The 25,639-nt window shown below is 69.4% G+C and carries 24 protein-coding genes and 1 tRNA gene; 6 read left to right on the top strand and 19 right to left on the bottom strand.

Features of this window, described 5'->3' with window-relative positions:
• Positions 1–164 precede the first annotated feature (164 nt).
• Together ASD65_RS13485 and ASD65_RS13480 are read right to left on the bottom strand one after the other, a co-directional pair.
• The gene (locus ASD65_RS13485) at positions 165–815 is read right to left on the bottom strand and encodes a response regulator transcription factor (RefSeq protein WP_056223458.1); all 651 of its coding nucleotides are present in this window, start codon (positions 813–815) and stop codon (positions 165–167) included.
• Positions 803–2,545, bottom strand: coding sequence for a sensor histidine kinase (locus tag ASD65_RS13480; protein WP_162248506.1), 1,743 nt, complete (start codon positions 2,543–2,545; stop codon positions 803–805). Before ASD65_RS13480 ends, ASD65_RS13485 begins: the two co-directional genes overlap by 13 nt.
• Before the next feature lie 201 nt (positions 2,546–2,746).
• Here ASD65_RS13480 and ASD65_RS13475 point away from each other — a divergent pair, with 201 nt between their 5' ends.
• The 3 genes from ASD65_RS13475 to ASD65_RS13465 all read left to right on the top strand — a co-directional run bounded on the left by ASD65_RS13475 (position 2,747) and on the right by ASD65_RS13465 (position 7,068).
• On the top strand, positions 2,747–4,192 hold the full coding sequence (locus ASD65_RS13475; protein WP_082561925.1) for an MFS transporter: 1,446 nt from the start codon (positions 2,747–2,749) through the stop codon (positions 4,190–4,192).
• Between the two features lie 123 nt (positions 4,193–4,315).
• A complete protein-coding gene (locus tag ASD65_RS13470; RefSeq protein WP_056223454.1) occupies positions 4,316–4,873 on the top strand; it encodes a hypothetical protein in 558 nt (185 codons plus the stop codon).
• 119 nt (positions 4,874–4,992) lie between these two features.
• Entirely contained in the window at positions 4,993–7,068 is a 2,076-nt protein-coding gene (locus tag ASD65_RS13465) for a vWA domain-containing protein (RefSeq protein ID WP_056223453.1), read from the top strand.
• Between the two features lie 24 nt (positions 7,069–7,092).
• Here ASD65_RS13465 and ASD65_RS19330 read toward each other — a convergent pair whose 3' ends face one another.
• Positions 7,093–7,668 (bottom strand): MarR family winged helix-turn-helix transcriptional regulator, encoded by a 576-nt coding sequence (locus ASD65_RS19330; RefSeq protein ID WP_235566714.1) that lies wholly within the window; start codon positions 7,666–7,668, stop codon positions 7,093–7,095.
• A gap of 121 nt (positions 7,669–7,789) precedes the next feature.
• Between ASD65_RS19330 and ASD65_RS13455 the strand changes: the two genes are divergently transcribed.
• A complete protein-coding gene (locus ASD65_RS13455; RefSeq protein ID WP_056223451.1) occupies positions 7,790–8,722 on the top strand; it encodes a MarR family winged helix-turn-helix transcriptional regulator in 933 nt (310 codons plus the stop codon).
• A gap of 96 nt (positions 8,723–8,818) precedes the next feature.
• Here the strand turns inward: ASD65_RS13455 and ASD65_RS13450 are convergent, their stop codons facing one another.
• From ASD65_RS13450 to ASD65_RS13440, 3 genes are all read right to left on the bottom strand, one after another.
• A complete protein-coding gene (locus tag ASD65_RS13450; RefSeq protein ID WP_156378876.1) occupies positions 8,819–9,796 on the bottom strand; it encodes a hypothetical protein in 978 nt (325 codons plus the stop codon).
• 61 nt (positions 9,797–9,857) lie between these two features.
• On the bottom strand, positions 9,858–10,829 hold the full coding sequence (locus tag ASD65_RS13445) for an alpha/beta hydrolase (RefSeq protein WP_056223447.1): 972 nt from the start codon (positions 10,827–10,829) through the stop codon (positions 9,858–9,860).
• Between the two features lie 126 nt (positions 10,830–10,955).
• Positions 10,956–11,606, bottom strand: a complete 651-nt coding sequence (locus tag ASD65_RS13440; RefSeq protein WP_056223445.1) for a TetR/AcrR family transcriptional regulator — start codon at positions 11,604–11,606, stop codon at positions 10,956–10,958.
• 68 nt (positions 11,607–11,674) lie between these two features.
• Between ASD65_RS13440 and ASD65_RS13435 the strand changes: the two genes are divergently transcribed.
• Positions 11,675–12,559 carry an alpha/beta hydrolase gene (locus ASD65_RS13435; RefSeq protein WP_056223443.1) on the top strand — a complete coding sequence of 295 codons (885 nt, stop codon included), beginning with the start codon at positions 11,675–11,677 and terminating at the stop codon, positions 12,557–12,559.
• A 2-nt stretch (positions 12,560–12,561) separates the two neighbouring features.
• Here the strand turns inward: ASD65_RS13435 and dcd are convergent, their stop codons facing one another.
• The 7 genes from dcd to ASD65_RS13400 form a co-directional block, all read right to left on the bottom strand.
• Entirely contained in the window at positions 12,562–13,167 is a 606-nt protein-coding gene (gene dcd, locus ASD65_RS13430; protein ID WP_056223440.1) for a dCTP deaminase, read from the bottom strand.
• 175 nt (positions 13,168–13,342) lie between these two features.
• Positions 13,343–13,416, bottom strand: a tRNA-Gly gene (locus ASD65_RS13425).
• 106 nt (positions 13,417–13,522) lie between these two features.
• Positions 13,523–14,518 (bottom strand): dihydroxyacetone kinase subunit DhaK, encoded by a 996-nt coding sequence (locus tag ASD65_RS13420; RefSeq protein WP_056223438.1) that lies wholly within the window; start codon positions 14,516–14,518, stop codon positions 13,523–13,525.
• A gap of 30 nt (positions 14,519–14,548) precedes the next feature.
• Complete coding sequence (dhaL, locus tag ASD65_RS13415; protein WP_056223436.1) at positions 14,549–15,193, bottom strand: dihydroxyacetone kinase subunit DhaL; 645 nt, start codon at positions 15,191–15,193, stop codon at positions 14,549–14,551.
• Positions 15,190–15,930 (bottom strand): HAD-IA family hydrolase, encoded by a 741-nt coding sequence (locus ASD65_RS13410; RefSeq protein WP_056223434.1) that lies wholly within the window; start codon positions 15,928–15,930, stop codon positions 15,190–15,192. Before ASD65_RS13410 ends, dhaL begins: the two co-directional genes overlap by 4 nt.
• A gap of 1 nt (position 15,931) precedes the next feature.
• Positions 15,932–16,792, bottom strand: coding sequence for a class II fructose-bisphosphate aldolase (locus ASD65_RS13405; RefSeq protein WP_056223432.1), 861 nt, complete (start codon positions 16,790–16,792; stop codon positions 15,932–15,934).
• Between the two features lie 36 nt (positions 16,793–16,828).
• On the bottom strand, positions 16,829–17,737 hold the full coding sequence (locus ASD65_RS13400) for an SDR family NAD(P)-dependent oxidoreductase (protein ID WP_056223430.1): 909 nt from the start codon (positions 17,735–17,737) through the stop codon (positions 16,829–16,831).
• Between the two features lie 207 nt (positions 17,738–17,944).
• Here ASD65_RS13400 and ASD65_RS18830 point away from each other — a divergent pair, with 207 nt between their 5' ends.
• Entirely contained in the window at positions 17,945–19,114 is a 1,170-nt protein-coding gene (locus tag ASD65_RS18830) for a flavin reductase (RefSeq protein WP_082561768.1), read from the top strand.
• Between the two features lie 34 nt (positions 19,115–19,148).
• Here ASD65_RS18830 and ASD65_RS13390 read toward each other — a convergent pair whose 3' ends face one another.
• The 6 genes from ASD65_RS13390 to ASD65_RS13365 form a co-directional block, all read right to left on the bottom strand.
• Positions 19,149–20,885 (bottom strand): helix-turn-helix domain-containing protein, encoded by a 1,737-nt coding sequence (locus ASD65_RS13390; protein WP_056223428.1) that lies wholly within the window; start codon positions 20,883–20,885, stop codon positions 19,149–19,151.
• Positions 20,886–20,954: 69 nt separating this feature from the next.
• A complete protein-coding gene (locus ASD65_RS13385) occupies positions 20,955–21,872 on the bottom strand; it encodes an SDR family NAD(P)-dependent oxidoreductase (RefSeq protein ID WP_056223426.1) in 918 nt (305 codons plus the stop codon).
• Positions 21,869–23,053 carry a branched-chain amino acid ABC transporter permease gene (locus ASD65_RS13380; protein ID WP_056223424.1) on the bottom strand — a complete coding sequence of 395 codons (1,185 nt, stop codon included), beginning with the start codon at positions 23,051–23,053 and terminating at the stop codon, positions 21,869–21,871. Before ASD65_RS13380 ends, ASD65_RS13385 begins: the two co-directional genes overlap by 4 nt.
• Positions 23,053–23,958, bottom strand: a complete 906-nt coding sequence (locus tag ASD65_RS13375) for a branched-chain amino acid ABC transporter permease (protein ID WP_056223422.1) — start codon at positions 23,956–23,958, stop codon at positions 23,053–23,055. Before ASD65_RS13375 ends, ASD65_RS13380 begins: the two co-directional genes overlap by 1 nt.
• Positions 23,958–24,761: an ABC transporter ATP-binding protein gene (locus tag ASD65_RS13370; RefSeq protein ID WP_056223420.1), complete on the bottom strand. Its 804-nt coding sequence runs from the start codon at positions 24,759–24,761 to the stop codon at positions 23,958–23,960. Before ASD65_RS13370 ends, ASD65_RS13375 begins: the two co-directional genes overlap by 1 nt.
• Entirely contained in the window at positions 24,758–25,582 is an 825-nt protein-coding gene (locus ASD65_RS13365) for an ABC transporter ATP-binding protein (RefSeq protein ID WP_056223418.1), read from the bottom strand. Before ASD65_RS13365 ends, ASD65_RS13370 begins: the two co-directional genes overlap by 4 nt.
• Between the last annotated feature and the right edge of the window lie 57 nt (positions 25,583–25,639).

Genomic DNA, 25,639 nt, shown 5'->3' with positions numbered 1-25,639 from the left:
TCTCTCCTTTTCGATGGCCACGACGGATGCCGCGGCCCAGGTTTGTCTGAAGTCTGGATCGGCTCGACCGAGGGTTGAGCCGGTATGACTCAAGGTTACCCGAGGCCCCGTCGACCTGTCAAATGAACTTGATATGAACCGACTCAAGTTTCAGGTGAACGATTTCAGGCGCGGTTGAGGAACTGCACCACGGCCTGCACGCGTCGGTGCGCGTCGGCATCCTGCGTCAGGCCGAGAGCGTCGTAGATGCGGGAGACGTGCTGCACCACGGCCTTCTCGGTGAGGAAGAGCGCGGCGGCGATGCTCGCATTGCTGCGCCCCTCCGCCACGAGCGAGAGCACCTCCTGCTGGCGCGGTGTGAGCTCGCCGATCGCGCGCTCGGAGTGCCGTGCACGGCCGACCATCACGGCCACGACCTCGGGGTCCAGGGCCGTCCCCCCGTCGGCGACGTGGACGAGGTCGGCGAGGAAACTGTCGACACCCGCGATGCGCTGCTTCAGCAGGTAGCCGACGCCGCCGGTGCCGAGCGCGAGCAGCTCTTTGGCGTACCGCCGCTGCACGTGCTGGGACAGCACGACGACCCCCGTCCCGGGGAACGACTTGCGCACCTCGAGTGCGGCGATGAGCCCCTCGTCGGTGTGCGTCGGCGGCATCCGGATGTCGGTCACGACCAGGTCGGGCTGCAGCTTCGCCACCGCCTCGAGCAGTCCGCTCGCGTCGGCGGCCGTGTCGATGACATCGTGGCCCCCGTCGCGCAGCACCAGCTCAAGTCCGCGCCGGATCAGGGCTTCGTCTTCGCAGATCACAACGCGCACGGCAGCTCCATCGTCAGACTCGTTCCTATTCCCCGGGGCGAGGAGAGGTGCAGGACCCCGCCCATCGCATCGACGCGGTCCGACAGACCGCGGATACCGGTGCCCGCGACATCCGATGCCCCGCCGATGCCGTCGTCACGCACTTCCAGCCGCAACGTATCCTGCGACCGCGCCAGGACCACTTGCACCGAGTCGGCTTCGGCGTGCTTGACGACGTTCGCCAGCGCCTCGGCCAGCACGAAGAACGCGGTGCTCTCGACGGACTCGGCCAGTCGCGCGTCGGTGATGCCGATGGTGAGCCGCGTGGGAACCGGCATCCGATCGACGAGATCCTCCGCTGCGGCGGAGAGTCCGCGCTCGATCAGGGCTGCGGGTACCAGGTCGTGCACGAAGTTGCGCAGGTCGCGGGCGGCCGCGTCGATGTCCAGGCGCAGGCTGGTGGCGCGTTCGGGGAGGTTCCCGACCTCGCCGGCATTCGCCAGCTGCTGGGCCTCGAGCGCGAGCATGACCAGCTGCACCTGCAGGCCGTCGTGCAGGTCGCGCGCGATGCGGCGGCGCTCCTGGTCGGCGGCCATCACCAACCGCTCGCGCGATCGCAGGACCGCATGCTGCGACGCCCGCAGCTGCGCGGTGAGCCGGTCGCGGTCCACCGCGATCGCGACGACGTTGCTCGCTGTTCGCACGAGCTCGGAGTCCGAGAGCAGCGCGGCATCGAAGTCGATCGCCCCGATCGTGCGGCCGTCGAGGGTGATCTCATGCCAGCCACGCGTGCTGGGCGCCGCCGCGCGCCCCTCGGCATCGACGTAGGCGTTGCGGTCCTCCGCGCGGAAGTAGAGCTTGAGGCTCGGGTCGCCGAGTGTTCGGGCGAGGGCGGCTTCGATCGGCTGGCGCGCGGATCCGGCCGTGCCGAGCCAGGTGCCGAGCTCTTCGAGTTCTCCGGTGCGGGCGAACCCTCCACGCAGGATTCCCAGAACGAAGGCGATCGGCACGAACCCGACGACGGCGAACTGCAGGTAGCCCCGCACGTACTCGTCGCCGCCGAAGAGACGAGCGACCACCAGAGCACTGAACGGAATGAAAAGGAGCGCGAAGATCCCGTAGGTGAAGAGCGGGATCAGCACACGGCGATGCGTGGCATCGGCACGCACCATGCGGCGGATCAGGATGACGGCGGTCGCGGTCATCATGATCGCCCCGCAGATGCCTTGGATCAGTCCGGAGAGGGCGAGCGCCTCGGGAGCATCCGCGACGGCGAACGGAGGATAGGGTCCGGTCGGGTCCCAGAGGTACACGGGCGCCTCCAGCACGAGTGCGACGAAGTAGGTCCCCGCGACCACGATGCGGGTCGAGCGCGATTCCAGGCGACCTGCCGGGAACGCCAGCAGCAGGTGCACGAGCACCGGCAGCACGAGCGTCGCGCACACGGCCCCGACCGCCTGGAGGGCAGGGATGGTCGTGTTGCTGAGGCTGCCCAGGTAGAAGGCGATGCCGGCGAGCAGGAGGAGGAGACCCATCCGATTGCTGGGGCGTCGCGACCAGGCCAGCAGCGCAGCACCGGCGTAGACCCAGAAGATCATCGGAAGCATGATCAGCAGCGGCGCACCGGGTCCGGTCAGCGGGAGGATCGCCACCTCGAGGAGGCCCAGCAGCACGGCGAAGATGCCGATCGCCAGCAGGGCGCGATTGAGGGATCGCGCCAGGGCGGAACGCACTCGGACGGAGTAAGGCATGGATGGCCGTTCGGGCAGGTGGTGCGGGACTCTTCCCGCCATTCTCTCCACCCTGCCGCCCAGAGGCCGGGAACACTAGCGACCCACGTCGCCAGTGCGTCGCGCCGGGGCGGTCGATGTACCCTGAGCGCATGTCGCAGTGTCGCGGCACACCGGCTTGGCGCAACCCGCCGTTCACCGAAGGACCCTAGCGTGACGAACATGTCTGTGCCCGACCGTCCCGCGTCCGAACCCGAGATCGCTCCGCCGCCTCCCACCGTGAACACCGGTGCGATCGGCCCGATCGGTGCGATGTTCCAGGACGTCGGCGTGGAGCGCCCCATCCCGCGCAAGCAGGTCGCGTCGTGGGCGATGTGGGACTGGGCGACGCAGCCGTTCAACTCGGTGCTGCTGACGTTCGTCTTCGCCTCGCTCTATCTCGTGTCCGACAGCTTCCTGCCCGCGAACATCGCCGGACTCGCCGACGACGACCCCGTGCGCGAGCGCGCTCTGGCCGACCTGTCGAGCGGGTACGGCCTGGCCACGACGATCGCCGGGCTGCTCATCCTCCTGCTGGCGCCGGTGCTCGGGCAGACGGCCGACCGATCCGGCCGGAAGAAGCGCTGGCTGCTCGTGTTCACCGGGCTGCTCGCCCTGATGCAGTTCGCCCTCTTCTTCGTCCGGGCCGATCCGACCTACTTCTGGTACGGCGCCATCGTGCTCTCGGTCGGCGCGGTCGTCTCGGAGATCGCGGGCGTCAACTACAACGCCATGCTCGTGCAGGTCTCGACACCGAAGACCATCGGCCGGGTGAGCGGGCTCGGCTGGGGGCTCGGGTACATCGGCGGCATCGTGGCGCTCGGCATCGTGATCGCGCTCACGCAGCTCGACTGGTTCGGCATGGACACCTCGGACGGCATGGCCTACCGCCTCATCGCCGTCGGCTGCGGCGTGTGGACGATCATCTTCGCGCTCCCCCTCTTCTTCAACGTGCCCGAGTCGGAGCCCTCCGCGCCCGGGGTGAAGGTCGGCTTCTTCGCTTCCTACGGCGTACTGGTGAAGGACATCGTCGGGCTGTTCCGCACCCACCGGCCGACCTTCTGGTTCCTGTTGGCCAGCGCGGTCTACCGCGACGGCCTGGCCGGAGTCTTCGCGTTCGGCGGCATCCTGGCGCACGTCGCATTCGGCTTCTCCACGAACGAGGTCCTGATCTTCGCGATCGCCGCGAACGTCGTGGCCGGTATCTCCACCATCTTCGCCGGGCGCGCGGACGACCGCTTCGGTGCCCGCGCCGTGATCATCACCGCGCTGTCGGTGCTCATCGCCATGGCGGTGCTGGTGTTCGCGCTGCATGACACCGGCAAGACGGTGTTCTGGATCGGCGGGCTCGTGCTCTCGTCGTTCGTCGGCCCGGCACAGGCCGCGAGTCGTTCGCTGCTCGCGCGCGTGACGCCGGAGGGCATGCAGGGCGAGATCTTCGGCCTTTACGCGACGACCGGGCGGGTGGCGAGCTTCATGGCGCCGGCGATGTGGACCATCTTCATTGCCGCGTTCGGCGCGACCATCTGGGGTGTGCTCGGCATCGCGATCGTCCTCGTCATCGGCCTGGTGCTGCTGCTGCTCGTGCGGTTCCCGAAGCCCCAGCGCTCCGCCGCGGGAAGCGCCTGACACACCGCACCGGGCACGGTTCCGCATCCATCCACAGGGTGTCCGGGGCGGCTGGGGAGATCCACTACTCTCACAGGCGGGGGGAATCCAGCGCGCCCACACCCGACCGGAAGTCCCCGTCCTGTGACGATCCCCCTGACCGAGCAGTACCGGCGAGCCCGCCACAACCGGGCGACCGCGTACTGGTGCGTCGTGCTCGCGATGTACCTGTCGCTCGCCCTCGGCACCGCGCTCCAGCCGGCGGAATGGCTGCACTACGGCGCACTGATGGTCCACCTCGGGTCGGTCATCGTCGGCCTCGGTGCTGCCGTGCTGCTCGAGCTGTGGGGGCTGGCCTGGGCCCGGGGACGTTCGAGTCTCGACGACCTGCGCCGCATCGAACCCTCGGTCTCGAGCCTCGCCTGGCTGGGCATCATCGGCCTGCTCGCCAGCGGTGCCTTCCTCGAGCCGAATCTCGATGATCCCCTCACCGATCTGAAAATGCTGGCCGTGCTCATCGTCGCCCTGAACGGCGTCGCGATGACACGCCTGACCCGCGAGCTCGGCCGGCTGCCCGGCGGCATCGCGTTCGCGCGCATCCCGCCGCGGCTGAGGACCTGGTGCGTGTGGAGCGCGCTGGTGTCGCAGGCCGGCTGGTGGACCGCGGTTCTCGTCGGAATGCTCAACACGGCGTCGCACTGATGCCGCGCCCGCCACCCTCGCCCCGCCGACACGACGCAGCTAGGATCTTGACCCATCGCACGACCTGACCGGTAACCCCCCACCGGCCACCATGGCCCACCTACCCCCCGAGGATGCCCATGCGCGATCGCACGCGCGGCGACGAAGACGTGCCCGGCCCCCGCCGCGGCGGAGCCTCACAGCCTTCGACGACCCCCCTGCCCATCACACCGGATGCTGCGCCCCCGCGCGCGACCAGCGCACAAGCGCCGCCGGCCGGGCCGCCTGCGGCGCCGAGCGCGCCGACAGCGACGGCTGCACTCACCGCGACCGATGCGAGACGCGAGCAACGCCGCAAGCGCCGCCGACGGGTGCTGATGGCGACCACGATCGTCGGCATCGTCGTGCTCGTCGGGTCGATCGGCACGGTCTCGTACGCCATCGTCTCCAACATGGCCGACCCCGGCAGCGCAGCCGCTCCGCCCGACTCGGCCCCCGCGCCCGAAGCCGAGCTCGCCAGTTTCCCCGAGGACGAGCCTGCGACGACGCCCGGCGCGCAGCCGTGCACCGTCGTCCCGGTGATGTCCTCCTTCGAGAACGCCGACATGGTCGCCGATCTCGCTGCCGCGTACAACGCCCAGCCGCGCAACGTCGCCGGCAACTGCGTGACGGTGACCACGACCCGGGACAAGTCCGGCATCGCGGCATCCCACGTCGCGGCCGGCTTCCCCACACTGTCACCCGACGCGAAGCCCACCGTGTGGCTTCCCGACGGTTCCACTTGGCTCAGTGTGGCGCGCGACGAGGGGGCGACGACGCTGGCCTCCGGCACCAGCGTCGCGTCATCGAACGTCGTGCTGGCCATGCCTGCCCCCCTCGCCGAGGCGGTCGGCTGGGATCAGAAGCCGCCGACCTGGGCAGAGGTCTTCGATGCCGCTGCGGACAAGGAGCTGTGGAACGAGCTCGGCCACCCGGAGTGGGGCACGTTCAAGCTGGGCAAGACCAGCCCACTCGTCGCGACGTCGGGCGAGGCGGCGATGTTCGCCTCTTTCGGCGCCTCCGCCGGGTCCGTCGCAGACCTGTCCGCTGCCGAGGTGGCCGACTCCGCCGTCGTCGAGCAGGTGCGCGAGCATGAACTGGCCACCAGCCACTACATGGCCACGCCCGAGCACTTCCTCTGGCACGCCCGTCAGGCCGAAGACAGCGGCGGATCATCGGCGGATTTCCTCTCCGCCGTGATCGTCGATGAGAAGTCGGTATGGGACTACAACCGCGGCATCACGAGCCGTGACGGCGTCACGCGCGTCGAGGCCGAGCCGCCGCACGAGAAGCTCCTGCCGATCTACCCGTCCGACGGGTTCTACTCGGCCGACAACCCCGCGATCGGGCTCACCGGTGAGTGGGTCGATCCCGTCGAAGCGCAGGCCGCCACCGACTTCATCCGCTTCGCCGGGACGGCGCAGGGCCAGTCCGCCGTGCGCGCGGCGGGGTATCGCGACCTCAACGGGGTGATCGATCCCGCGATCGCAGGCGTCTCAGACGCCACCGCCTCACCCGCCGGCGGGATCGCCCTGCCCGAGGCGGAGGTCGTGACCGCCGTGCACGCGGCCTTCCCCGAGGTGCGCAAGCGCGCCAACGTCCTATTCCTGATCGATGTGTCGGGCTCGATGGACGAAGCGATCAGCCCGTCGCAGACGAAGCTCACCGCTGCCAAGAACGCGATCGCTCTTGCGCTGGACCACTTCACGGCCGGCGACCGGGTCGGTCTCGCTGCGTTCGCGCAGGCGCCCGACGGCGCGATGATCCCGGGCCAGGTCTCCGCCGTGGGCGACATCGGCTCGACGCGACCGCAGCTGATGGCCGCACTGAACGGCCTCACGTCGATGGGCGATACTCCCCTGTTCCAGGCCGTCGACACCTTCACCGCACAGCAGGCGGCCGCGTGGTCGTCGGACCGCATCAACGCGGTGGTGGTGCTGAGCGACGGCGAGAACGATACGCCGAACGCGGCGACGATCGGGGCGGAGCAGGTGCTCGAGAATCTGCGCGCGCTGCACCACACGACGCCCGTGCTCGTGTTCACGCTCGCCTACGGCGCGGATGCGGATGTCGCCACACTGCAGTCGATCTCGAGCGCGACCGGTGCCCACTACTACGACGCCACCGATCCGACGAAGGTCGAGGCGGTCCTGGGCGACCTGGTCACGAGCTTCTGACGCGGAGCACCGAGCTCGTCGAGGTCAGGCCTGCGGCCAGGCCTCGGCGAGTTTCGTGAGCAGGCGTGCGAGGTCGGCGCGCTCGTCCGCGCTGAAGTCGGCGAGCGCCGATTCGACGGCGCCGCGTCGCTCGCCGCGGAATCCACGGGCCAGGGCGGTGCCGGCATCCGTCAGCACGATGCGCGTCCGGCGTGCGTCTTCGGGGTCCGCCTCACGGCGCACCAGCTCCAGCTCGACGGACTGCTGCACCAATCGCGACGCGCGGGGCTGATCGACTCCGATGGCTTCGGCGATCTCCCCCACGGTGAGGGGGTGGGATGCCGCCGCCAGCGCCTCGAGCATCCGCAGGCGTGCCGGGCCGCCGAATCGCTGCTGCGGTCCGCCCGACCAGCCGGGCATTCCGTGGCGCCCGGGCATGCCGTGCGGACCGCCGTGCCCACGCGCGCCATGACTGTGTACGCCGTGCGCGTCGGTGTGCCCCCACCCCTGCCCTTCCGGATCCCACGGCGGTCGCGGCATCCGTCGGCCGCGCAGCCGCGCGAGCGCGGCCACGATCTCGTCGGCGTGGTCGGACGAGGGCTCACCGGGAGGGGAAGTCATGCATCAAATTTACATGCGACTTGACATGTTTCCTATTTGCATGTCACACTACATATGCATGTCGAATAGCATGCACTCACCGATCGGAGAGCCAACGCCCCGGTCCACGAAAGGACTTCCCATGGAAATCAACGACAACACTCAGCCCCCCGAGGGCACGAACCCCACCGACGGGGTCCCCACCGATCGTCGACCGCTCGGCTTCTGGCTGCGCCTCACTGATCGACAGCTCACCGCCGCATTCGCCGACGAGTTCGAGGCCGATGGCCTGGACCGTCGCGACTGGATGCTGCTCAACCTCCTCGCCGGTGACGCCGACGACGAGCGGCTCGCCCGCATCGTCGAGCGCGCGTCGCAGCGCGGAGGCAAGCGGCTGCGCCGCCTGGCCGACCGCGGCTGGATCACCCAGACCGACGGGGCCTGGACACTCACCGAGGCCGGTCGCGCCCAGCGCGACAGCCTGAAGACCCGGGTCGACGCGATCCGCGAGCGGGTCGCCGCCGCGATCTCCCCCGAGGACTATGCGACCGTCGTCGCCTCGCTCGAGGCGATCGCCCGCGAGTTCGGCTGGGACGGCAGCGAGCGGATGCCGCGTGGCCCGCGCGGACGGGGCGGTTTCGGCCGTCGCTCCGAGCGCGGCGACTGGCACGGTCGCCGGCACGGAATCGGATTCGACTCCCCGGCCGCGTTCGATCGCGGCCTGCCCTACAACGCCCACCGCGGCTTCGCTCCGGGCTTCGGCCCGCGCGGCGGTCACGGATTCGGACCCGAGGATGCTCCGCGCGACTTCGGCCCCGAGGCTCACGGTCACCCCTACGGCGACCGCGGCTACGGCCGCGATGCGCACGGCGGGCATGGCTACGGCCACGGCTCGTACGACGAGGCGCGCGGACGGGAGTGCGGCCACGGCCACCCTCACCACCGCGGGCACGACGGTCACCGTCACGGCGGTCGCGGTGCCGGTCACGGCCGGCGCGATCACGCGTCCGACGGCGCGTACGAGCGCGGCTTCGTCGCGGGCTTCTCCGCGGCACGCCCCACTCCTGAAAGCTGAGCCGACCGGCTCTGCGAACGGCGCCCTCGCTTCGGCGGTGGCGCCGTTCGGCGATTCAGCGGCGGCGCGGTGTCCGCAGGTGCCGCGAGCCGTCGGTCAGCGCGGCGCGGTCAACCGCAGCAGCAACGCGGCCACCGCGTACCGTGCGCGGCCGATCGAGCTGCGCGGGTCGTAGCCGAGCTCACGCGTGAACGCCTCGCGTCGGGCCTGCAGCGTGGAGTGGTGCATTCCGAGCGCGTCGGCCGCCGCGCGCACGCTCTCCCCCTCGACGAGGGCGGCGAGCGCACGGGCCGCGCGCGCATCGAGCGCCGCGAGCGCATCGACATCCGGATGCCCCACCCCCTCGCCCTCGAGGGCACGGACGGCGGGAAGCAGAAGTCCGAGGGCGGCGGCGTCCACGACCGGATGCTCGGCGTCGGTCAACCGCAGTGCGAGCAGAGCGTCGGCCCACGATCCGGCCAGATGCGCGACATCCCCTTCCGTTCCGATGCCGGCGGGTCCGGCATCCGTCGACGAAGCGGCCGTGACGAGCGTCGCGCGCACCACTCCGTAGGTCGTGGCGACCAGAGTGCTCGGGCCGTCGACGCGGGAGGTCGGCGGGGTCGCGCGCACATGCGAACGCAGGCCGTCCAACCGCAGCCGCGCGGCGGCGACCACGCGCTCCGATTCGGGTCGGGTGCCGTCGATCACGAGCCGTACGGGGTCATCGGCGACGCTGCGGCGCCGGGTCCGCAGCACCGCGACCGCGAGCGCGAACCGCTCGAGCACCATCGCATCGTTCGCATGCGCGGCACCGGAACGCTCGATCCACACCCGCTCGTCGACCGAGACGTCCACGCCCGGCCAGCCGTGCGACGAACCGTCGTCGACCGCACGGGCCCCGTCGGGCGAGACCCGCAGGCGCTGCGACGCAGACTCCACCCCGGCCACGACACCGCTCAGCAGAGCGGCTGCGCGAGCCAGGGCTTCGACCCCGACATCGCCGGCGACGAGCGCGTCGAAGTACGCGATGACCTTGAGGCCCGCGCTGGCTTCAGGGTCCAGCGAGGTGAGCCTGCCCACGAGTTCTTGCATGTCCGCTCCGATGCGCGCCGTCGCGCCCATCCTAGGCAGGTGGGCGCGACGGCGGCACGGATCAGGAGCCGAGGATCCGGCGGACCCAGTCGTTGCGGGCGGCCACCATTGCGCGCGAGAGCGCGGCTTGCGGGGCGAAGCCTTCGAAGGCGTGGAAGCCGCCGGGCCACACGTGCAGCTCGGCCTGGCCGCCGGACGCCCAGATCGTGCTGGCGTAGGCGACGTCCTCGTCGCGGAACACCTCGGCGCTGCCGCAGTCGATGAATGCGGGAGGGAGCTCCGAGAGGTCGGTGGCGCGCGCGGGTGCGGCGTAGATCGAGACGGCGTCCGTTCCGCGGCGATCGCCGAGCAAGGCGTCCCATCCGGTGATGTTACTGCCGCGGTCCCACACCCCGATGCCGTCGATCTGGGTCGTCGAGACCGACTCGTCGCGATCGTCGATCATCGGGTACATCAGCAGCTGTCCGCACAGCGCGGGGCCTTTCCGGTCGCGCGCGAGCAGCGCGACACCGGCCGCCAGCCCACCGCCCGCGCTGCCGCCCGCGATGAGCAGCCGGTCGGGCTCGATGCCCAGCTCCTGTGCGTGCTCCGCCGTCCACACGAGACCGGCGTAGCAGTCCTCCACCGGGTACGGATCGGGGAACTCGGGGGCGAGGCGGTACTCGACGCTGACGGCCACGGCGTTGTACTGCACGATCCACTCGAACAGTGCCGAGACGCCGGTCCAGCGGTCGCCGATGATCATGCCGCCGCCGTGCGTGTGGTAGATCCCGGGGCCGGTGCCGGTGCGCCCGACGGCCTGCAGGATCGTCACGACGATATCGGCACCCTCATGCCCGGCGATCGTGACGTCGCGCGTCTCGATCCCCGCGTCGGCCAGGGCCTCCTCGGTGATGCTGAGCATCGGCGTATCCCGCATCGGGGCGATCATCTCGGGCGTGAGCGTCGTCGGCATGAACTCGGCGAGCGTCGTCAGCGCCGCCTCGAGCTCGGGATCGAAGGGCGGACGCGGGATGGATGTGGTCGCGGTCATGAGAACTCCTTCGTTCGGCGCCACTTCGCTGTGGCGGCTGACTCCAGCCTCGGCGCGTGGAGCGGATGCGGCATCCGCCGTTTGCGTCCGCTTGGCGCCCCGGCACCCGCCATCCGGCGGGGCGGCTCAGTCGCCAAGGGGCTTCAGGGATGCGGGATCGGCTCCGGCCTCCCGCAATCGCCGATGCATCGCGGCCGCCGCGAGGGCGTACGGGCGGTCCGTGCCCATCAGCAGCGACCGGGAGTTCGCCTCGTTGTTGAGGGCGATCAGCTCGAACGCGAGCTGATCGGTGGCGACCGCATCCGTCTGGAGCTCTCCGGCATCGCTCGCATGCCGCAGTTGGACCTCGAGGTAGCCGTACCAGTCGCCCATCCACGTGCGAACGGCGTCGCGGACGGGGCCCGGCTTGGAATCGACATCGGCGGCCGTGGCGGCGAAGAAGCAGCCGCCCGTGAATACGCGCTCGCGCGAATAGTCGAGGGTGTTGCGCAGCAGCGCGGCGACGCGCGCGATTCCGCGCGGCTCCGTGCGTGCCGGCTCGATGACGATGTCGCGGAATCGGTCCGCGGCGGCGGCCACCGCCGCCAGCTGCAGACCCTCCTTGCCGCCGAACAGGGTCGCGATGCTGCTCTTGCTGTGCCCCGACTCCTCCGCGAGCCGCCCGATCGTCAGCCCGTCGAGGCCCTCGACCGAGGCGATGTCGGTCGCGCGCTCGATGATGGCGCGGCGCGAGGCATCCCCTCGCGCGCGGCGTCCGTCGATCACGGCATCGGTCATTCTCCTAGTGTACGAACGATCGTTCGTGTAATCTACGAACGATCGTTCGCATAGATGGAGGATGCCTCATGGCCGGCTCATTCGACACGCTCCGCTCGCTCGTGAACGGGGTGGGTGCGGTCTCTCCTCGACTCGGCGGAGAGGTCGCTCTGCGGCTGTTCTTCGAGACGCGCCCGCGCATGCCCGTACGTTCGGACGACGCGGAGACCCACGCTGCGGCCGAACGCGGGACGGTGAACGTGCGGGGGCTCGAGCTGGCGACCTACGGCTGGGGGTCGGGCGAGGACACCGTCCTGCTCGTGCACGGATGGCGCGGCCGCGCGTCGCAGTTCGCTCGCCTGGTGCGCGGCCTGGTCGCGGCCGGTTTCCGCGTCGTGGCCTTCGATGCCCCCGGGCACGGTGCATCCCCGGGGCGCCACACCGACATCCGCGACTGGCTCGCTGCCATCGACGGGTTGCAGCGCACGCACGGCCGGTTCCACACGGTCGTCGGGCACTCGTTCGGCGCGCTGGCCACCCTCACGGCGGCGCGCTCCGGCGTCGACGTCGGCTCGGTCGCGACCTTGGCCGGGGCCGCGAGCCCGATGCCGTTCCTCGACGAGTTCTCACACGGGATGGGCCTGAGTCCCGCGACCGATGCACGGTTCCGGACGGCATTCCGCCGCCGGATGGGTGTGGATAAGACATCCCTCATCGCCCGGTACGACGCGGTCGCCGACCCACTGCCCCCCGGCATCGAGCTGCTGGCGCTGCACGACGACGGCGATCGTCAGCTCTCGCCGACCGAGTCCACGCGCCTCGTCGCGGCGCATCCGGGGCGGTCGCGGTTGATCCGCACGCAGGGGTTCGGACACAACCGGCTACTCTCAGCCGATCTCACGGTCGGGGCGGTCACCGCCCTCGCGACCGGCGGGCTCGCTGCGGTCGACGACGTCGCGAACGCTGCGGCGTAGTTCTACTGCCCCTGGGATCCGGCCTCGGAGGTGCCGACATCCGTCCGGTGGAAGTTCTGGAACGAACGGGATGCCGTCGGCCCGCGCTGTCCCTGGTACCGGTTGCCGTAAGGGCCCGAGCCGTACGGCGACTCGGCAGGCGAAGACAGCCGGAAGAAGCACAGCTGACCGATCTTCATGCCGGGCCACAGCTTGATCGGGAGGGTCGCGACGTTGGAGAGCTCCAGCGTGACGTGCCCGGTGAACCCGGGATCGATGAAGCCGGCAGTGGAGTGCGTGAGCAGTCCGAGACGACCGAGGGAGGACTTGCCCTCCAGACGCGCGGCGACGTCGTCGGGGAGCGAAACCTGTTCGAACGTGGCCCCGAGCGCGAACTCGCCCGGGTGCAGGATGAAGGCCTCGTCGGGCTTGACCTCGATGAGGTGCGTCAGGTCGGGCTGGTCCTCGGCAGGGTCGATGAACGGGTACTTGTGGTTGTCGAACAGCCGGAAGTACCGGTCGAGGCGCACGTCCACGCTCGAGGGCTGGACCATCTGTGGATCCCAGGGATCCAGGCCGATCCGGCCGGCGTCGAGTTCGAGGCGGATATCGCGGTCCGAGAGCAGCACGCGTTCAGCCTATCGGCGCGGTCCGGTGCGATTGCGCCGTGCCGTGGAGGTTTGGAGGATGGCGGAACAGGCCACTCCGCCGCTCTGCCCGAGCGGGACCCCTGAAACGGGTGAATTTCGAGGGCAACCAGCATGCAAGCTCCGCTGCACCGACTGCGTCGGCACACCGGAGCTGTGGAGGGGATGACGGGAATCGAACCCGCGCTATCAGCTTGGGAAGCTGAAGTTCTGCCATTGAACTACATCCCCGGCACGCCTTGCGGCGTTCGGCAAGCATAACAAAGTCATGCGCACCGCTTGAAAGCGCGGCGGAGCATTCGTTATGGATGCCGGACCCGACCCGCCCCGCCCGCTCTCAGAACACCCGGATCGCGATCTCTGCGGGAGCGGCGAGCAGTTCTGCGATCTCATCGTCGAGCCGCACGATCGTGACCGATGCCCCGGCCATGTCGAGCGACGTGCAGTACTCGCCGACATAGGAGCGTGCGATGGAAGCCCCGCGCTCGGTGAGTGCCCTGTGGGCGATGCCGTAGGCGAGGTAGAGCTCGCTGATCGGCGTGCCACCCAGCCCGTTGATCATGAGCGCGAGTCGGTCACCCTCGGCCAGGACGAGATCGACCGCGACGGCATCCACCAGCCCGGTCACCATCTCGGTCGCCGTGCCCAGTGGTATCCGGTCACGGCCCGGCTCGCCGTGGATCCCGACGCCGAACTCGACCTCGTCGTCGCTGAGATCGAACAGCGGGGAGCCCTTCGCGGGCGGAGTGCACGCGGTCAGCGCGACACCCATCGTGCGTGTCATCGCGTTGACCTTCTCGCCGATGCGCACGAGTTCGTCGAGCCCTGCGCCCGCCTCGGCCGCGGCACCGACGGCCTTCATCACGAAGAAGTTGCCGGCCACGCCACGTCGCCCCACCGTGTACAGCGAGTCCTGCACCGCGACATCGTCGTCGACGAACAGCGTGCGCGCATCGATGCCCTCAGCGATCGCGAGCTCCTGGGCCATCTCGAACGCCATGCGGTCGCCGGTGTAGTTGTTGACGATGAGCAAGACGCCCTTCGCCGATGCGAACCTGCGGATCGTCTCGTAGATGTAGTCGACAGGAGGCGCGGCGAAGACATCACCCGGGCAGGCCGCCGTCAGCATGCCCGGACCGACGGTCATGACATGAGCCGGCTCGTGCCCGGAGCCCGAGCCCTGGATGATCGAGACGCGCTCATCACTGGGCGCATCCGCACGATGGATGATGTTGTATTCGGGGATGTAGCCCAGCGAGTCGGGATTCGCGAGCGCGAGCCCCTCGAGCATCTGCGAGACGAAATCCTTGGGGTCGTCGACGAACTTCTTCATGGTGTCCTCTTATTCGGGGCGTCGTGCGGATCACGCACCGGGCCGGTCGGCCCAGCGCTGAGACAGGTCTTCGGCAATCACGGCGAGCGCGATCGCGCCCGCATCGGGCGAGCCGATGCTGCGGACGCCCGAGTAGCTCGCCCGGCCGCGCATGGCCTGCAGGTCGCTGGTCTTCTCGGCGGCATCCCTCATCGCCACCGCGAACCGTTCGACGAGTGCGGGAGAGTCGAGGCCCTCGGTCGCGGCATCGGCGAGGGCATCCGTCGCCGGCACGAGCGCGTCCAGCAGGGTCTTGTCGCCGATCTCGGCCTTCCCTCGGGCCTGGATCCCTTCGACGGAGGCGCGCAGCATACGCACGACGACCTCGGCATCGATCTCCGTCGTGCCGCGCGCGGCGAGCGAGGCGCGCAGGAAGGCGGTGCCCCAGATCGGCCCCGATGTTCCTCCGACCCGGCTCGAGATGGTCATCGCGGCAGCCTGCAGGATCGCGGACGCGCTCTCATCCGGATACGTCGCGACCTCCTCGAGCACCCGCTCGAACCCGCGTGCGAGCGAGAATCCGAAGTCGCCGTCCCCGACGACGGAGTCCAGCTCGCCGAAGTAGTCCTCGTTCTCCACCACGGTCCGGGCGATCGTCTCCACCACGTATCGGGTGCTGTCCACAGATGTGCTCATCGTTCCTCCTCGTGCGCGATCGCGCGTCCTGATCGCAGGTCATCGAGGTCACGCAGGGCGACCTCGCTCAAATCCGTGAGCACGCGCGCTGCTCCGTCGAAGTCCTCGTCCGCGGTGTATGTGCTGACCGTGACGATGGTCGTGATCCCCGCCGCACGCGCCGCGCGCAGGCCGATCGCGCTGTCCTCGATGACGACGGCGTCGGCAGCGTCGACGTGCAGCTGCTCCAGTGCGTGCAGATAGATGTCCGGCGCCGGCTTCTTGCGCGGCACGACATCGCCCGCGAACACCGCGAACCGCGCGGCCAGCTCGGCGCCGACGGCGCTGCGCAGCACCGCACGTACCGACGGCTCGGCCGATGTCGAGGCGACGGCGAGCTGCCAGTCGGCCTCTGCGGCCTCGGCGGCGAGTCTGCCGATGCCGGGGCGGGGCGCGATCCGCCCCCCGTCGATGAGGGCGGTGTACAGCTCCGTCTTGCGCCGGTGCAGTGCGGCGATGAGTTCGTCCCGGGCTGCGTCGTCCGCAGGGAAATCGTTCCACCGAGCCGCCAGCTCCGGCGTGAACTCGCTCCGCATCCGCTCCTTGCCGCCACCGATCCGGACCTTCTCGCCGTACTCGGTCACGGCCCACTCGATGGGCACGCCGAACTCTCGGAAGGCCTGATTGAAGGCGGGCAGATGACCGAGCATCTCGGTGTCGGCCAGAACCCCGTCGCAGTCGAAGATCAGGGCGGGCACGTCAGTGGCCCTTGCCCGCGCTGCCGAAGACCTGGGCGTAGCCGACGACGAGCTCGATGACCTGCGCGCGGGTGTCCCGGAACAGCGACGGCGGGTCCCACGAGTCGCGGTCCCTGGCGCCCTCGAGGAACGCGAGCTCGCTCTTCATGAAGCGCTCCTTGAGCGCCGTGGAGATGTTGACCTTCGCGCAGCCCCGGGCGATGAGATCGCGGAACTGGTCGTCGCTCAGTCCACTGCCGCCGTGGAGGGCGATGGGCACCGGGTGCGCATCCACGATCTGCGTGATGCGCGCGCCGTCGAGCACGGGCGTGGTCTTGTAGCTTCCGTGGGCGTTCCCGATCGCCGGCGCGAACACGTCGACTCCGGTCTCGCGCAGGAAGGCGAGCTGCACATCCAGGCTCTGCCGCACGCTCTCCTCATCGGAGCCGTGGTCGTCCTCGACACCCGTGATCGACTCGATCTCGCCCTCGACGTGGGCGCCGTGGCGACGCGCCTCCGCCACGACCTCGATCGTCTGACGCTGATTCTCGGCGACCGGGAGTTCCGATGCGTCGAACAGCACCGAGTTCCAGCCGTGCTCCAGGCACTCCGTGATGACGGCGCGGTCCGGGCAGTGGTCCAAGTGCAGCGCCACGGGAACGGGGATGTCGCGTGTCAGCTCCCGCCACATCGCGGCGATCAGCCCTGCGCCCATCGTGCGCACGGTCTTGACGGATGTCTGGACGATCACCGGGGACGATGCCTGAACGGCGCCGGCGAGTACGGCTTCGAGGGTGAGGTCGTTGAACACATTGATCGCCGGAACGCCGTAGCGCTCCGCGAACGAGCGATCGACGATCTCTTTGAGCGAGACGACGGGCATGGAGACTCCTCGTTGTGGGTGGGAGGGAGGTGTGTGTCAGCGGACGTCGGCGCGAAGCGCGGCCGCCTGATCCCGATAGACCTCGAAGGCGTCGGCGCGCGCCTGGGCCGCGGCCGGATCGGTGTCGTAATCGTCATAGGCCGCGAGGATGCCCTCGAAGTACGCCCGCAATCCTTCGCGGGTCTCGGTGAACGGCAGCACCCAGAACCGCTCGTCCTCGATGGCGGAGCGGACGTGGTGCGCAAGCTCGACAGGCTCCATGCCCCCGCTGTACAGCTGTTGCTGCAGCGCGATGAATCGAGGGTCCTCGGTGAAGCTGGACTTGCCGGACAGATCGGCCGGACGCCGGTCGAGGGCCTTCGCGATGTCGGTGCGCGCACTCGCCGGGCACAGGAGGGAGACGCCGATGCCCTGAGCGGGGAGCGTCAGCGCGTAGCTCTCCATGAGGTTGATGACGGCCGCCTTGGATGCGGCGTAGATCGCCGCGGCCGGGCTGCCCTGGAATCCCGCCATCGAGGCGACGGAGACGATGTGACCTCCCCCGCCATCGGCGAGCATGCGCGGGAGGAGGGTCACGATCCCGTTGACCACGCCCTGGAAGTTCACCCCCATGACCCAGTCGAAATCCGCGTAGGTGGCACTCTCGAGCGCGCCGAATCCGTTGACTCCGGCGGTGTTGAACAGCAGCGAGACCGGCGCGCCGAAATGGGCCTCGACGTCGTCGGCGGCGTGCTCCCAGGCGGCGCGGTCGCGGATGTCCAGGCGTACCGGCAACGCATCGATGCCGGCCGCGGCCAGCCGGACGACTGCGTCGTCCAGGGCGTCCTGCCGGACATCGGCGATCGCGATGCGACAGCCGAGGCCGCCGAACACGAGCGCCTGACCGAAGCCGATACCCGACGCGCCGCCGGTGATGAACGCCACCCGACCCTCGAAGTCCTTCACGACCGTCCTCCTCGACTGCCTCGATTCGGCGCTGCCGTCGCGGCGGGCCGTGGTCTCAGCGTGCCGCGCGCGGACCGGACGGGCGGGTCTCAGTGTGAGACCACCAGGAGCCGGACGTCCGGCGACAGCCTCCTCGTCTCACCGTGAGACCCCGCACCGCGCCGCAGCAGGCTTAGCGTGGCGGCAGGTGCTCGACGAGGAGGAACAATGACAGGCAACAGCGTCACGACGGTCGCGTACGGCGCCGACCTCGGGCTTCCCGTCGTCGATGAAGCCGTCTTCCGCAACGTCGTAGGTCACTTCGCCTCCGGGGTGACGGTGATCACGACGGCCGACGGCGAGGATCTGTTCGGCACCACCGTGTCGGCGGTGTCGTCGTTGTCCTCCGATCCGCCGATGATGCTGATCTGCCTCAACCGATCGAGCGTCACCCATGACGCCGTCCGACGCACCGGGCGCTACGCGATCAACATCCTGTCGGCGGTCCAGGGCGAGGTCGCGCGTGTGTTCGCCCGCAAGGGGGACGACAAGTTCGCCGGCGTCGATCACACCGTCACCGAACACGGGCTCCCGCTCCTGGGCGACACGCTCGCGTCGATCGAGTGCGTCGTGGAGGAGACGGCCGCCGGCGGCACGCACACCATCTTCATCGGCCGCGTGGTCTCCGCGACCGCCCGCGACGGCGAACCGCTCGCCTACTACCGGGGCACATTCGGAAAGCTGGAACAGGCTCTCGAGACGGCCGCATACGAGGGAACACGCGACTGGGTCCTGCGCCGCCGCACGAGACTGCACGAGACGATCGATGTCGTCGAGGTCGCGGCCGCGCTGCGGCTGGACCCCACCCTCATCAACAACGCGCTCATCCGCCTCGCCACCGAATCGCTCGTGAACACCACCGAGGGCGGCGCCTACGAACCGACGCCCATGACACCCGCGCTGGTCGAGAATCTCTACGGCGCGCGCGTCACCATCGAGGTCGGCGTGCTGGAGTCGTACCTGGCGAGCGTCTCGGACGAGCAGATCGGCTCGATCGTGCGACTCGCCGACGAGCTGCTCGCCGCCCGTCCGGCGACGGCGGAGGAGCTGGACGGCTTCCTCGATCGCAACCTCGACTTCCACGCCGCCATCGTCGACATCGCGGGATCCCGCCAGCTCACGGCGAGCTACCGGGCGCTCAATGTCTCGACCGTGTGGCGCGAGACCTATCAGCCCGACGACTGGCAGCGTCAGGCCGGACCTTCATTCATCCCCCGGATCACGCAGGCGATCATCGAACGGGATCTCCCGACGGCGCTGGCCGCGGTCCGTGCGCAAGTGGAGTTCGTCACCCAGGGCGCGATGCAGATCCTCTCGGAGCACGGCGGACGGATCTAGAACCGCACACCGGAGCCCCCGCGGGCTGCGGTGCTCAGCGGCTGCTGGGCAGCTGGAAGCCGAACTGGCGGATGCGTCGATACATCGTCGCGCGGGACACTCCGAGCGCCTGAGCCGCGACATCGCGATTCCAGTCCGCGTCGCGGAGCGCGTCGAAGTACAGCTCCCGCTCCGTGCGGGCCAGCAGTCCTTCGCCCGTGCTGCGCCGGCCGCTGTCCGCGATCTGACGCGGAAGGTCGCCGATCGCGATCACCGGGCCGGTGCAGCGCACGAGACTGCTCGCGAGGACGCGACGCAGCTGCGCGATGTTCCCCGGCCACGGGTGGCGGATGAGGATGCTCATCACCTCGGGCGAGCAGCGGATGCCGTCCGCCCCCAACGACGCGAGCAGACCGTCGACCAGAGCGGGGATCTCCGGGACACGATCGCGCAGCGGTCGCATCTCGATGACGACGTCCCACTCGGCCTCCAGCTCCGCGGTGGCGGCCGCGGCCGTCGCACCGAACCAGTGACCGCCCTCACGGACGACCTCGAGAGTCCTGCGCCGCAGGTCCGCCGGGAGTACATCGATGTCGCGCACGAGGACCGAACCGGTCTCGGCGAGGGCGCCCACACGGGTGACCCATTCCGCCGGATCGGCGGTCGCGGTCTGGGCATCGACATCCGTGACGCTCGTCACCGAATGCGCTCGGTGCGCGCGGCCGGATCCCGCTTCGCCGCAGATGAGGGCAGGCAGGCCCAGCTCGATCGCGCGGGCGAGCGGGTCCGTCTCCACGCGCGGCAGCGCGCGTCCCCCGCCGATCGGCCGCGGCTCGGCGACGCGGCTGAGCGAAGCGACCGCCCCGAAGCGTCCGCGGGAGAGCTCCACCACGCGGCAATGGACCCGGTACCTGTCCGACCCGAGATTGACGGTGAGCAGCCGCGACTGGCCGCCCTGACTCGCGTCGAGGACCGTCTTGCGCAGCTCGTCGTTCTCCTCGCCTCCGCGCAGCAGCTGCTGTGCGGCGTTGTTCGCGACGAACACCTGTTCGTTCATCCCGATCACGGGGAGCGACGGCCGGCGGGAGTGGCGCGAGAACGCCTCGAAGAGCGCCCGCTCGTCGCCGTCGGTCGCGAGCGCGAGCTGTTCATCGATGGACTGCGCGACGTTCTGGGCGTAGGGGACGATCATGTGATTCGCCGAGTTGATCCGCTGGCACATCACGAGGAAGCCGACCAACCGGCCGAACGGGTCGCGCAGGGGGACACCAACGGAGGCGAGGCTGTGCTCGGCTTCGCGGAAGTGCTCCTCCCCCACGACAAGGAAGCTCTCCAGCCGCTCGGCCGAGATGCCGGCGCCGTTGGTGCCGACCAGCGACTCCCGGAAGGTCGCCCCGACGCCGCCGCCGCGTTCTTCTCCGGCACGCACGAGCCGCTCGTCGCCGACCGTGCGCGAGACCTGCACGCAGTCGCGATCCAGCAGCATTGCCCAGGCATCCGAGTCGCGGCACTGTTCGGCGAGCGCGCCGAGGATCGGCCAGGCGGCCTCGGCCAGACGCTTGGCACGCAGCGGGCCGGGTTGATGAGTCGGCAGCGCCGCACTCGTCGGATCCACCCCGAGGTCGCGCGAGCGTGACCAGGAACTCAGAATCTCCAGCGAGACATCGCCGTCCCGCGCCACATCCGTCGAACCCGCGAGGAACGCCTCACGGGCCCGGCCGACCCGCATCCTGACGCTGTCGTCGAAGCGTGCGGCGACGCTGGGATGGTTCGCTACGGTGGCAGATGCCATGTCGACTCCTTCGTTGACACGCCCGCACGATTGTCGCCAAAAATGGTGCAATCCGCGGTATCGATGATCCTACGGGACGCGCGTCTCCGCCTCCACCCTGCGGCGGGACCCCGCACGGAAGGCTTCCAGCGCCTCCAGACGCTGCTGCGCTCCGTGGGGAGCGATCTCGTCGATGTCAGGTACCGCGTCGAGGATGTTGCCGAACGTGCGCTCAAGCTGCTCGCGCACCTCGGGGTACGGGATGGCGTACAACTCGCCGGCCTCGATCGCCCGCTTCAGGTGCATCGCCAAATGCTCGGGATCCATGCCGTGCGAGTACACCTCGCGCAGACTCGCGACGAACCCGTCGTCGACGAGCACGCCGGACTCGGCGCCGGTCTCCGGGCGCGTCTCATGCGCCTCGGCGATCCCGGACCGGATACTCGCGGGGCACAGCACGGTCACGCCGATGCCGTGCTCCGGCAATGCCTGTGCGTAGCTCTCCATCAGTGAGATCACCGCCGCCTTCGCCGCCGAGTACGGTCCGACCATCCGCCCGCCCTCGAAGCCGCCCACCGAGGCGACCGAGGTGACGTGTCCGCCGCGGCCCGCGGCGATCATGCGGGGAACGAAGGTGACCATGCCGTTCACGACGCCGCCGAAGTTCACCCCCAGCATCCAGTCGAAGTCCGCGTAGGTCATGGTCTCGATCGAGCCGAACCCGTTGACTCCGGCGGTGTTGAAGAGCAGCGTGACGGGGTCGCCGAAGTGGTCCTCGACGTCGTCGGCGGCGCGTGCATAGGCGTTGCGGTCGGTGACGTCCAGGGGAACGCCCCACGCATCGATGCCGGCCTCGCGGAGCCGCGCGACGGCATCATCGAGGCTGTCCCGCCGGACATCGGCGATGGCGATGCGCGCGCCGGCGCGGCCGAAGACGGTCGCCTGGCCGAATCCCGCTCCCGATGCCCCGCCGGTGATGAACGCGACCCGATCGGTGAAGTCGATCATGGAGCCCACTCCGCGTCCTGCGCGCTGCGCTCTCTGCGGGCCTGCGTCAGGCTGATCCTTCGCAGCGGCCGTGTGATCCAGAGCGCGAAGACCTTGAGCATGTGGGTGAGTCCGCGCGGCTCGAACATCAGGACGAGGACGAGCAGCACGCCGTAGACGATGATCGGGAACTGACCGACGGGGATGCCCCACGTGCCGTCGGGAGTCGACGAGCTGGGCTTGAGGAAAGGGATGTACTCCGCGTAGCGGCTGGCGAGGACGGGCACCGAGCAGATGACGAGGCTTCCCAGTACCGGCCCCCATGCGGTTGCGAGACCACCGACGGTGACGATGATGATGAAGTTCAAACCCATCGCGAGGTTGAACTGCTCAGGACTGACGAAGCGCAGCTGCGCCACGAAGAAGGCACCGCCGAGCGCACCCATCGCGCTGGAGATCGCGAAGACGCCGAACATGCTGCGCGCCGGGTTGATGCCCACCACGCGCGCGGCGAGCTCGGAGTCGCGCAGGGCGACCACGTTGCGCCCGGCGGGCGACTTCATCAGCAGATGCACCAGGAACATGCAGACGGCCACGAAGACCCACACCACCATGAACAGCCCCTGCTGGTAGCTGTAGGTCATCCCGCCGAGCTGCAGCGCGGCGAAGTCCAGCGGGCCGACCGTGAGGTTCAGCGGCGCACGGCGTCCGCTGACACCCCCGGTCAGCGACGTCCAGTTCACGAAGATGTAGTGACCGATGAAGATCAGCCCCAGGCTCAGAACGATCTGGTAGACGCCCTTCAGGCGCAGCGCGAGCGGTGCGACCGCGAGACCGGCGACAGCACCGATCACCACGACCGCGAGGATCCACACCGGCATAGGAAGGTTCATGTCCGAACCGAATGCCACGGCGGTGAAGGCCCCGATCGCCAGGAAGAACGGCTGGCCCATCATGATCTGGCCGGCGTAGCCGTTGACGACGTTCAGACCGATCGCGGCGATCGAGAAGAAGCCCACCGTGATGCCCAGCGACAGCAGGAACGAATCCGCCGTGCTCAGGGGAAGCACGATGGCGAGCGCCACGAGGAGGATCGCTCCGTACCGTGTGACCGGGCTCTGGAAGACCCGCACCTCCCGGCGGATCGGCGAGGCGAAAGCACCCTTGGTACGCAGGGTTCCGGTGCTTGCGATGGCAGTCATCATGCCCTCCTGAATTCACGACTGGCGAAGAGGCCACTGGGGCGGACGAGGAGGACGACGATCATGATGATCCACGGCAGCACCGAGGAGAATCCCTGTCCGAGCGCCGGCGGCGCGTATCCCAGGGCGAGTTGTTGGACGATGCCCAGCACGAGCCCGCCGACCACGCACCCCGGCAGGGAGCGGATGCCGCCCAGGATCAACGCGGGCAACGCGGTGAACGCGACGATGTCGAGCGTCGGCTTGAGCCCGCCGCCGGCCTCGGTGGCCATCAGCACACCGGCGATCACCGCGGCCGCCGAGCTCATCAGCCACGCGTACGGGGCGACGCGACGCGGGCTGATGCCCTGCACGAACGCCGCCTGGTGGTCGGAGGCGAGGGCCCGCATGCCCACCCCGATGCGGGTGTGCTGGATGACGAGCCAGAAGATCAGCAGAACGAGGAGGCTGAGGAGGATCACCCAGATGTCGCGTTGGGAGATGCTCACGTTGCCGAGGCGGAAGGTGGTGAGCCCCCACGGGTCTCCGAGCAGGAGCACGTCGGCTCCCCAGCTCGACACGGCCGTCGCCTGGCTGAGGCTCAGCAGCCCGATCGTGACGAGGAGGATCGCGAGCCCCGCCGCATGCTGCGAGGCGCGTCGGTCGATCCGCTGGAAGATCACGTAGTGGATCACGAGCCCGAGCGCGGCGATGATGACGATCGCGAGCAGTAGCGCGACCCAGAAGTTCAGCCCCATGTTCTGGTGCAGCTGATACGTCGTGTAGGCCCCGAGGAGGACGAACGAGCCGGGCAGCAGGTTGAAGTGCCCTGTCGCCTTGAGCAGCACCACGAAGCTCAGCGACACGAGCGCGTAGAGGAATCCGAGCGCGATGCCCGAGATGAGGATCTGGATGAAGGTGTCCATCAGTCGGTCCCTCCCGATCGTGCGCCGACGACGTCCTCGGCGGGGGTGCCCAGGTACGCCTCGACGACCTTCGGATTGGCCTGGGTCTCGGCCGGTGTTCCCAGGCCGATCCGCTGGCCGAAGTTCAGTGCCAGGATGCGGTCGGCCACATCCATCACGAGGAACGTGTCGTGCTCGATGAGCACGATCGTCAGGTTCATCGCCTCCTTCAGCGCGAGAACGGAGCCGATGAGCTCCTCGGTCTCGGAATGATTGAGTCCGGCGACGGGCTCATCCAGCAGCAGCAGCTGCGGGGCGCTGACTGCGGCCTTGGCGAGCTCGACCCGCTTGCGCGTGCCGTAGGGGAGGCTCGCGATCGGCGTGTGGGCGAGGCGGGAGAGCCCCATGACCTCGAGCACCTCGTAGGCGTGCTCGCGGGCGTCGATGTCCTGACGGCGCGCCTTGCCCCACCAGATCAGTCCCGACGGGATACCGGCCGTGATCTTGCTCGAGCGGCCGACGAGGACGTTCTCCAGCACGGTCATCGTGGAGAAGAGTCCGAGGTTCTGGAACGTGCGCGCTATGCCGACCTGCGCGATCTGGTCGGCGCGGCGGCCCGTGAGCGACACCCCGTCGAAGGCGATGTCGCCGGAGTACCGCACGAGTCCGCTCAAGCAGTTGAACAGGGTCGTCTTCCCTGCGCCGTTGGGCCCGATGATCGCGAAGAATTCGCCGCGCTCGACCTCGAACGACACCGAAGAGACGGCGGTGACGCCGCCGAAGCGAACCGTCACGTCGGTGGCGGACAGCAAGGGGGTGCTCATTGCGATGTTCCTCTCGCTTGGTGCTCGTGTGCGGCACGGAACGACTTTCGTCCGTCTCCCGCGATACCCAGGTACAGCTCCTGCACCGACGTGTCCGCGAGCAGTTCGGCACCCGTCGCCTGGCGTGCAACGGTCTTGCCGTCCAGGACGTAGGCGTAGTCGGCGATCGACAGCGCCATGGCGGCGTTCTGCTCGATGAGCAGGACGCTCGTGCCCTGCGCGTTGATCTCGACGATGAAGTCCTTGATCTGCTCCACGATGAGCGGCGCGAGCCCCAACGACGGCTCGTCGAGCATGAGGAGCGTCGGCCGCTGCATCAGGGCGCGCCCGATCGCGAGCATCTGCTGCTCGCCGCCGGACATGAGCCCCGCGAGCTGCTTGCGCCGCTCGGCGAGGATGGGGAACATCCCGAGGACCTGGTCCTTCGACGTGCGTGCTTCGGCCGCGCTGCGGGTGAAGCCGCCGGCGGTGAGGTTCTCCTCGACGGTGAGGTCGGGGAACACGCGCCTGCCCTCCATCACCATGGAGATGCCGCGCTGCACACGGGCGGCCGGGTTCTTGCCCTTGAGGTCCTGGCCGTCGAACAGCACCGCACCGGAATCGAGCGATCCGCCGGTGTAGGGCAGCAGGCCGGAGATGGCCGCCAACGTCGAGGTCTTGCCGGCGCCGTTGACCCCCAGCAGCACGACGATCTGGCCGCGACGGACCGTGAGGTTGACGTTCTCCAGCGCGCGCACGGCACCGCCGGAATAGGTGACCGAGACGTCGGTCAGTTCGAGAAGCGCTCGCTCGTGCGAGGGCGCGGGGACTTCGGATGCCACGGGGCACCTCCCTGTCGGAGCGGGCGGCAGAGCGTGGTGCTCTGCCGCCCGCAGCGG

Origin of the sequence: Microbacterium sp. Root61 (assembly GCF_001427525.1) — a bacterium.
GTDB lineage: Bacteria > Actinomycetota > Actinomycetes > Actinomycetales > Microbacteriaceae > Microbacterium.
The sequence above is the reverse complement of the archived record's forward strand: the minus strand, read 5'-3'. Positions and strand labels throughout refer to the sequence as shown.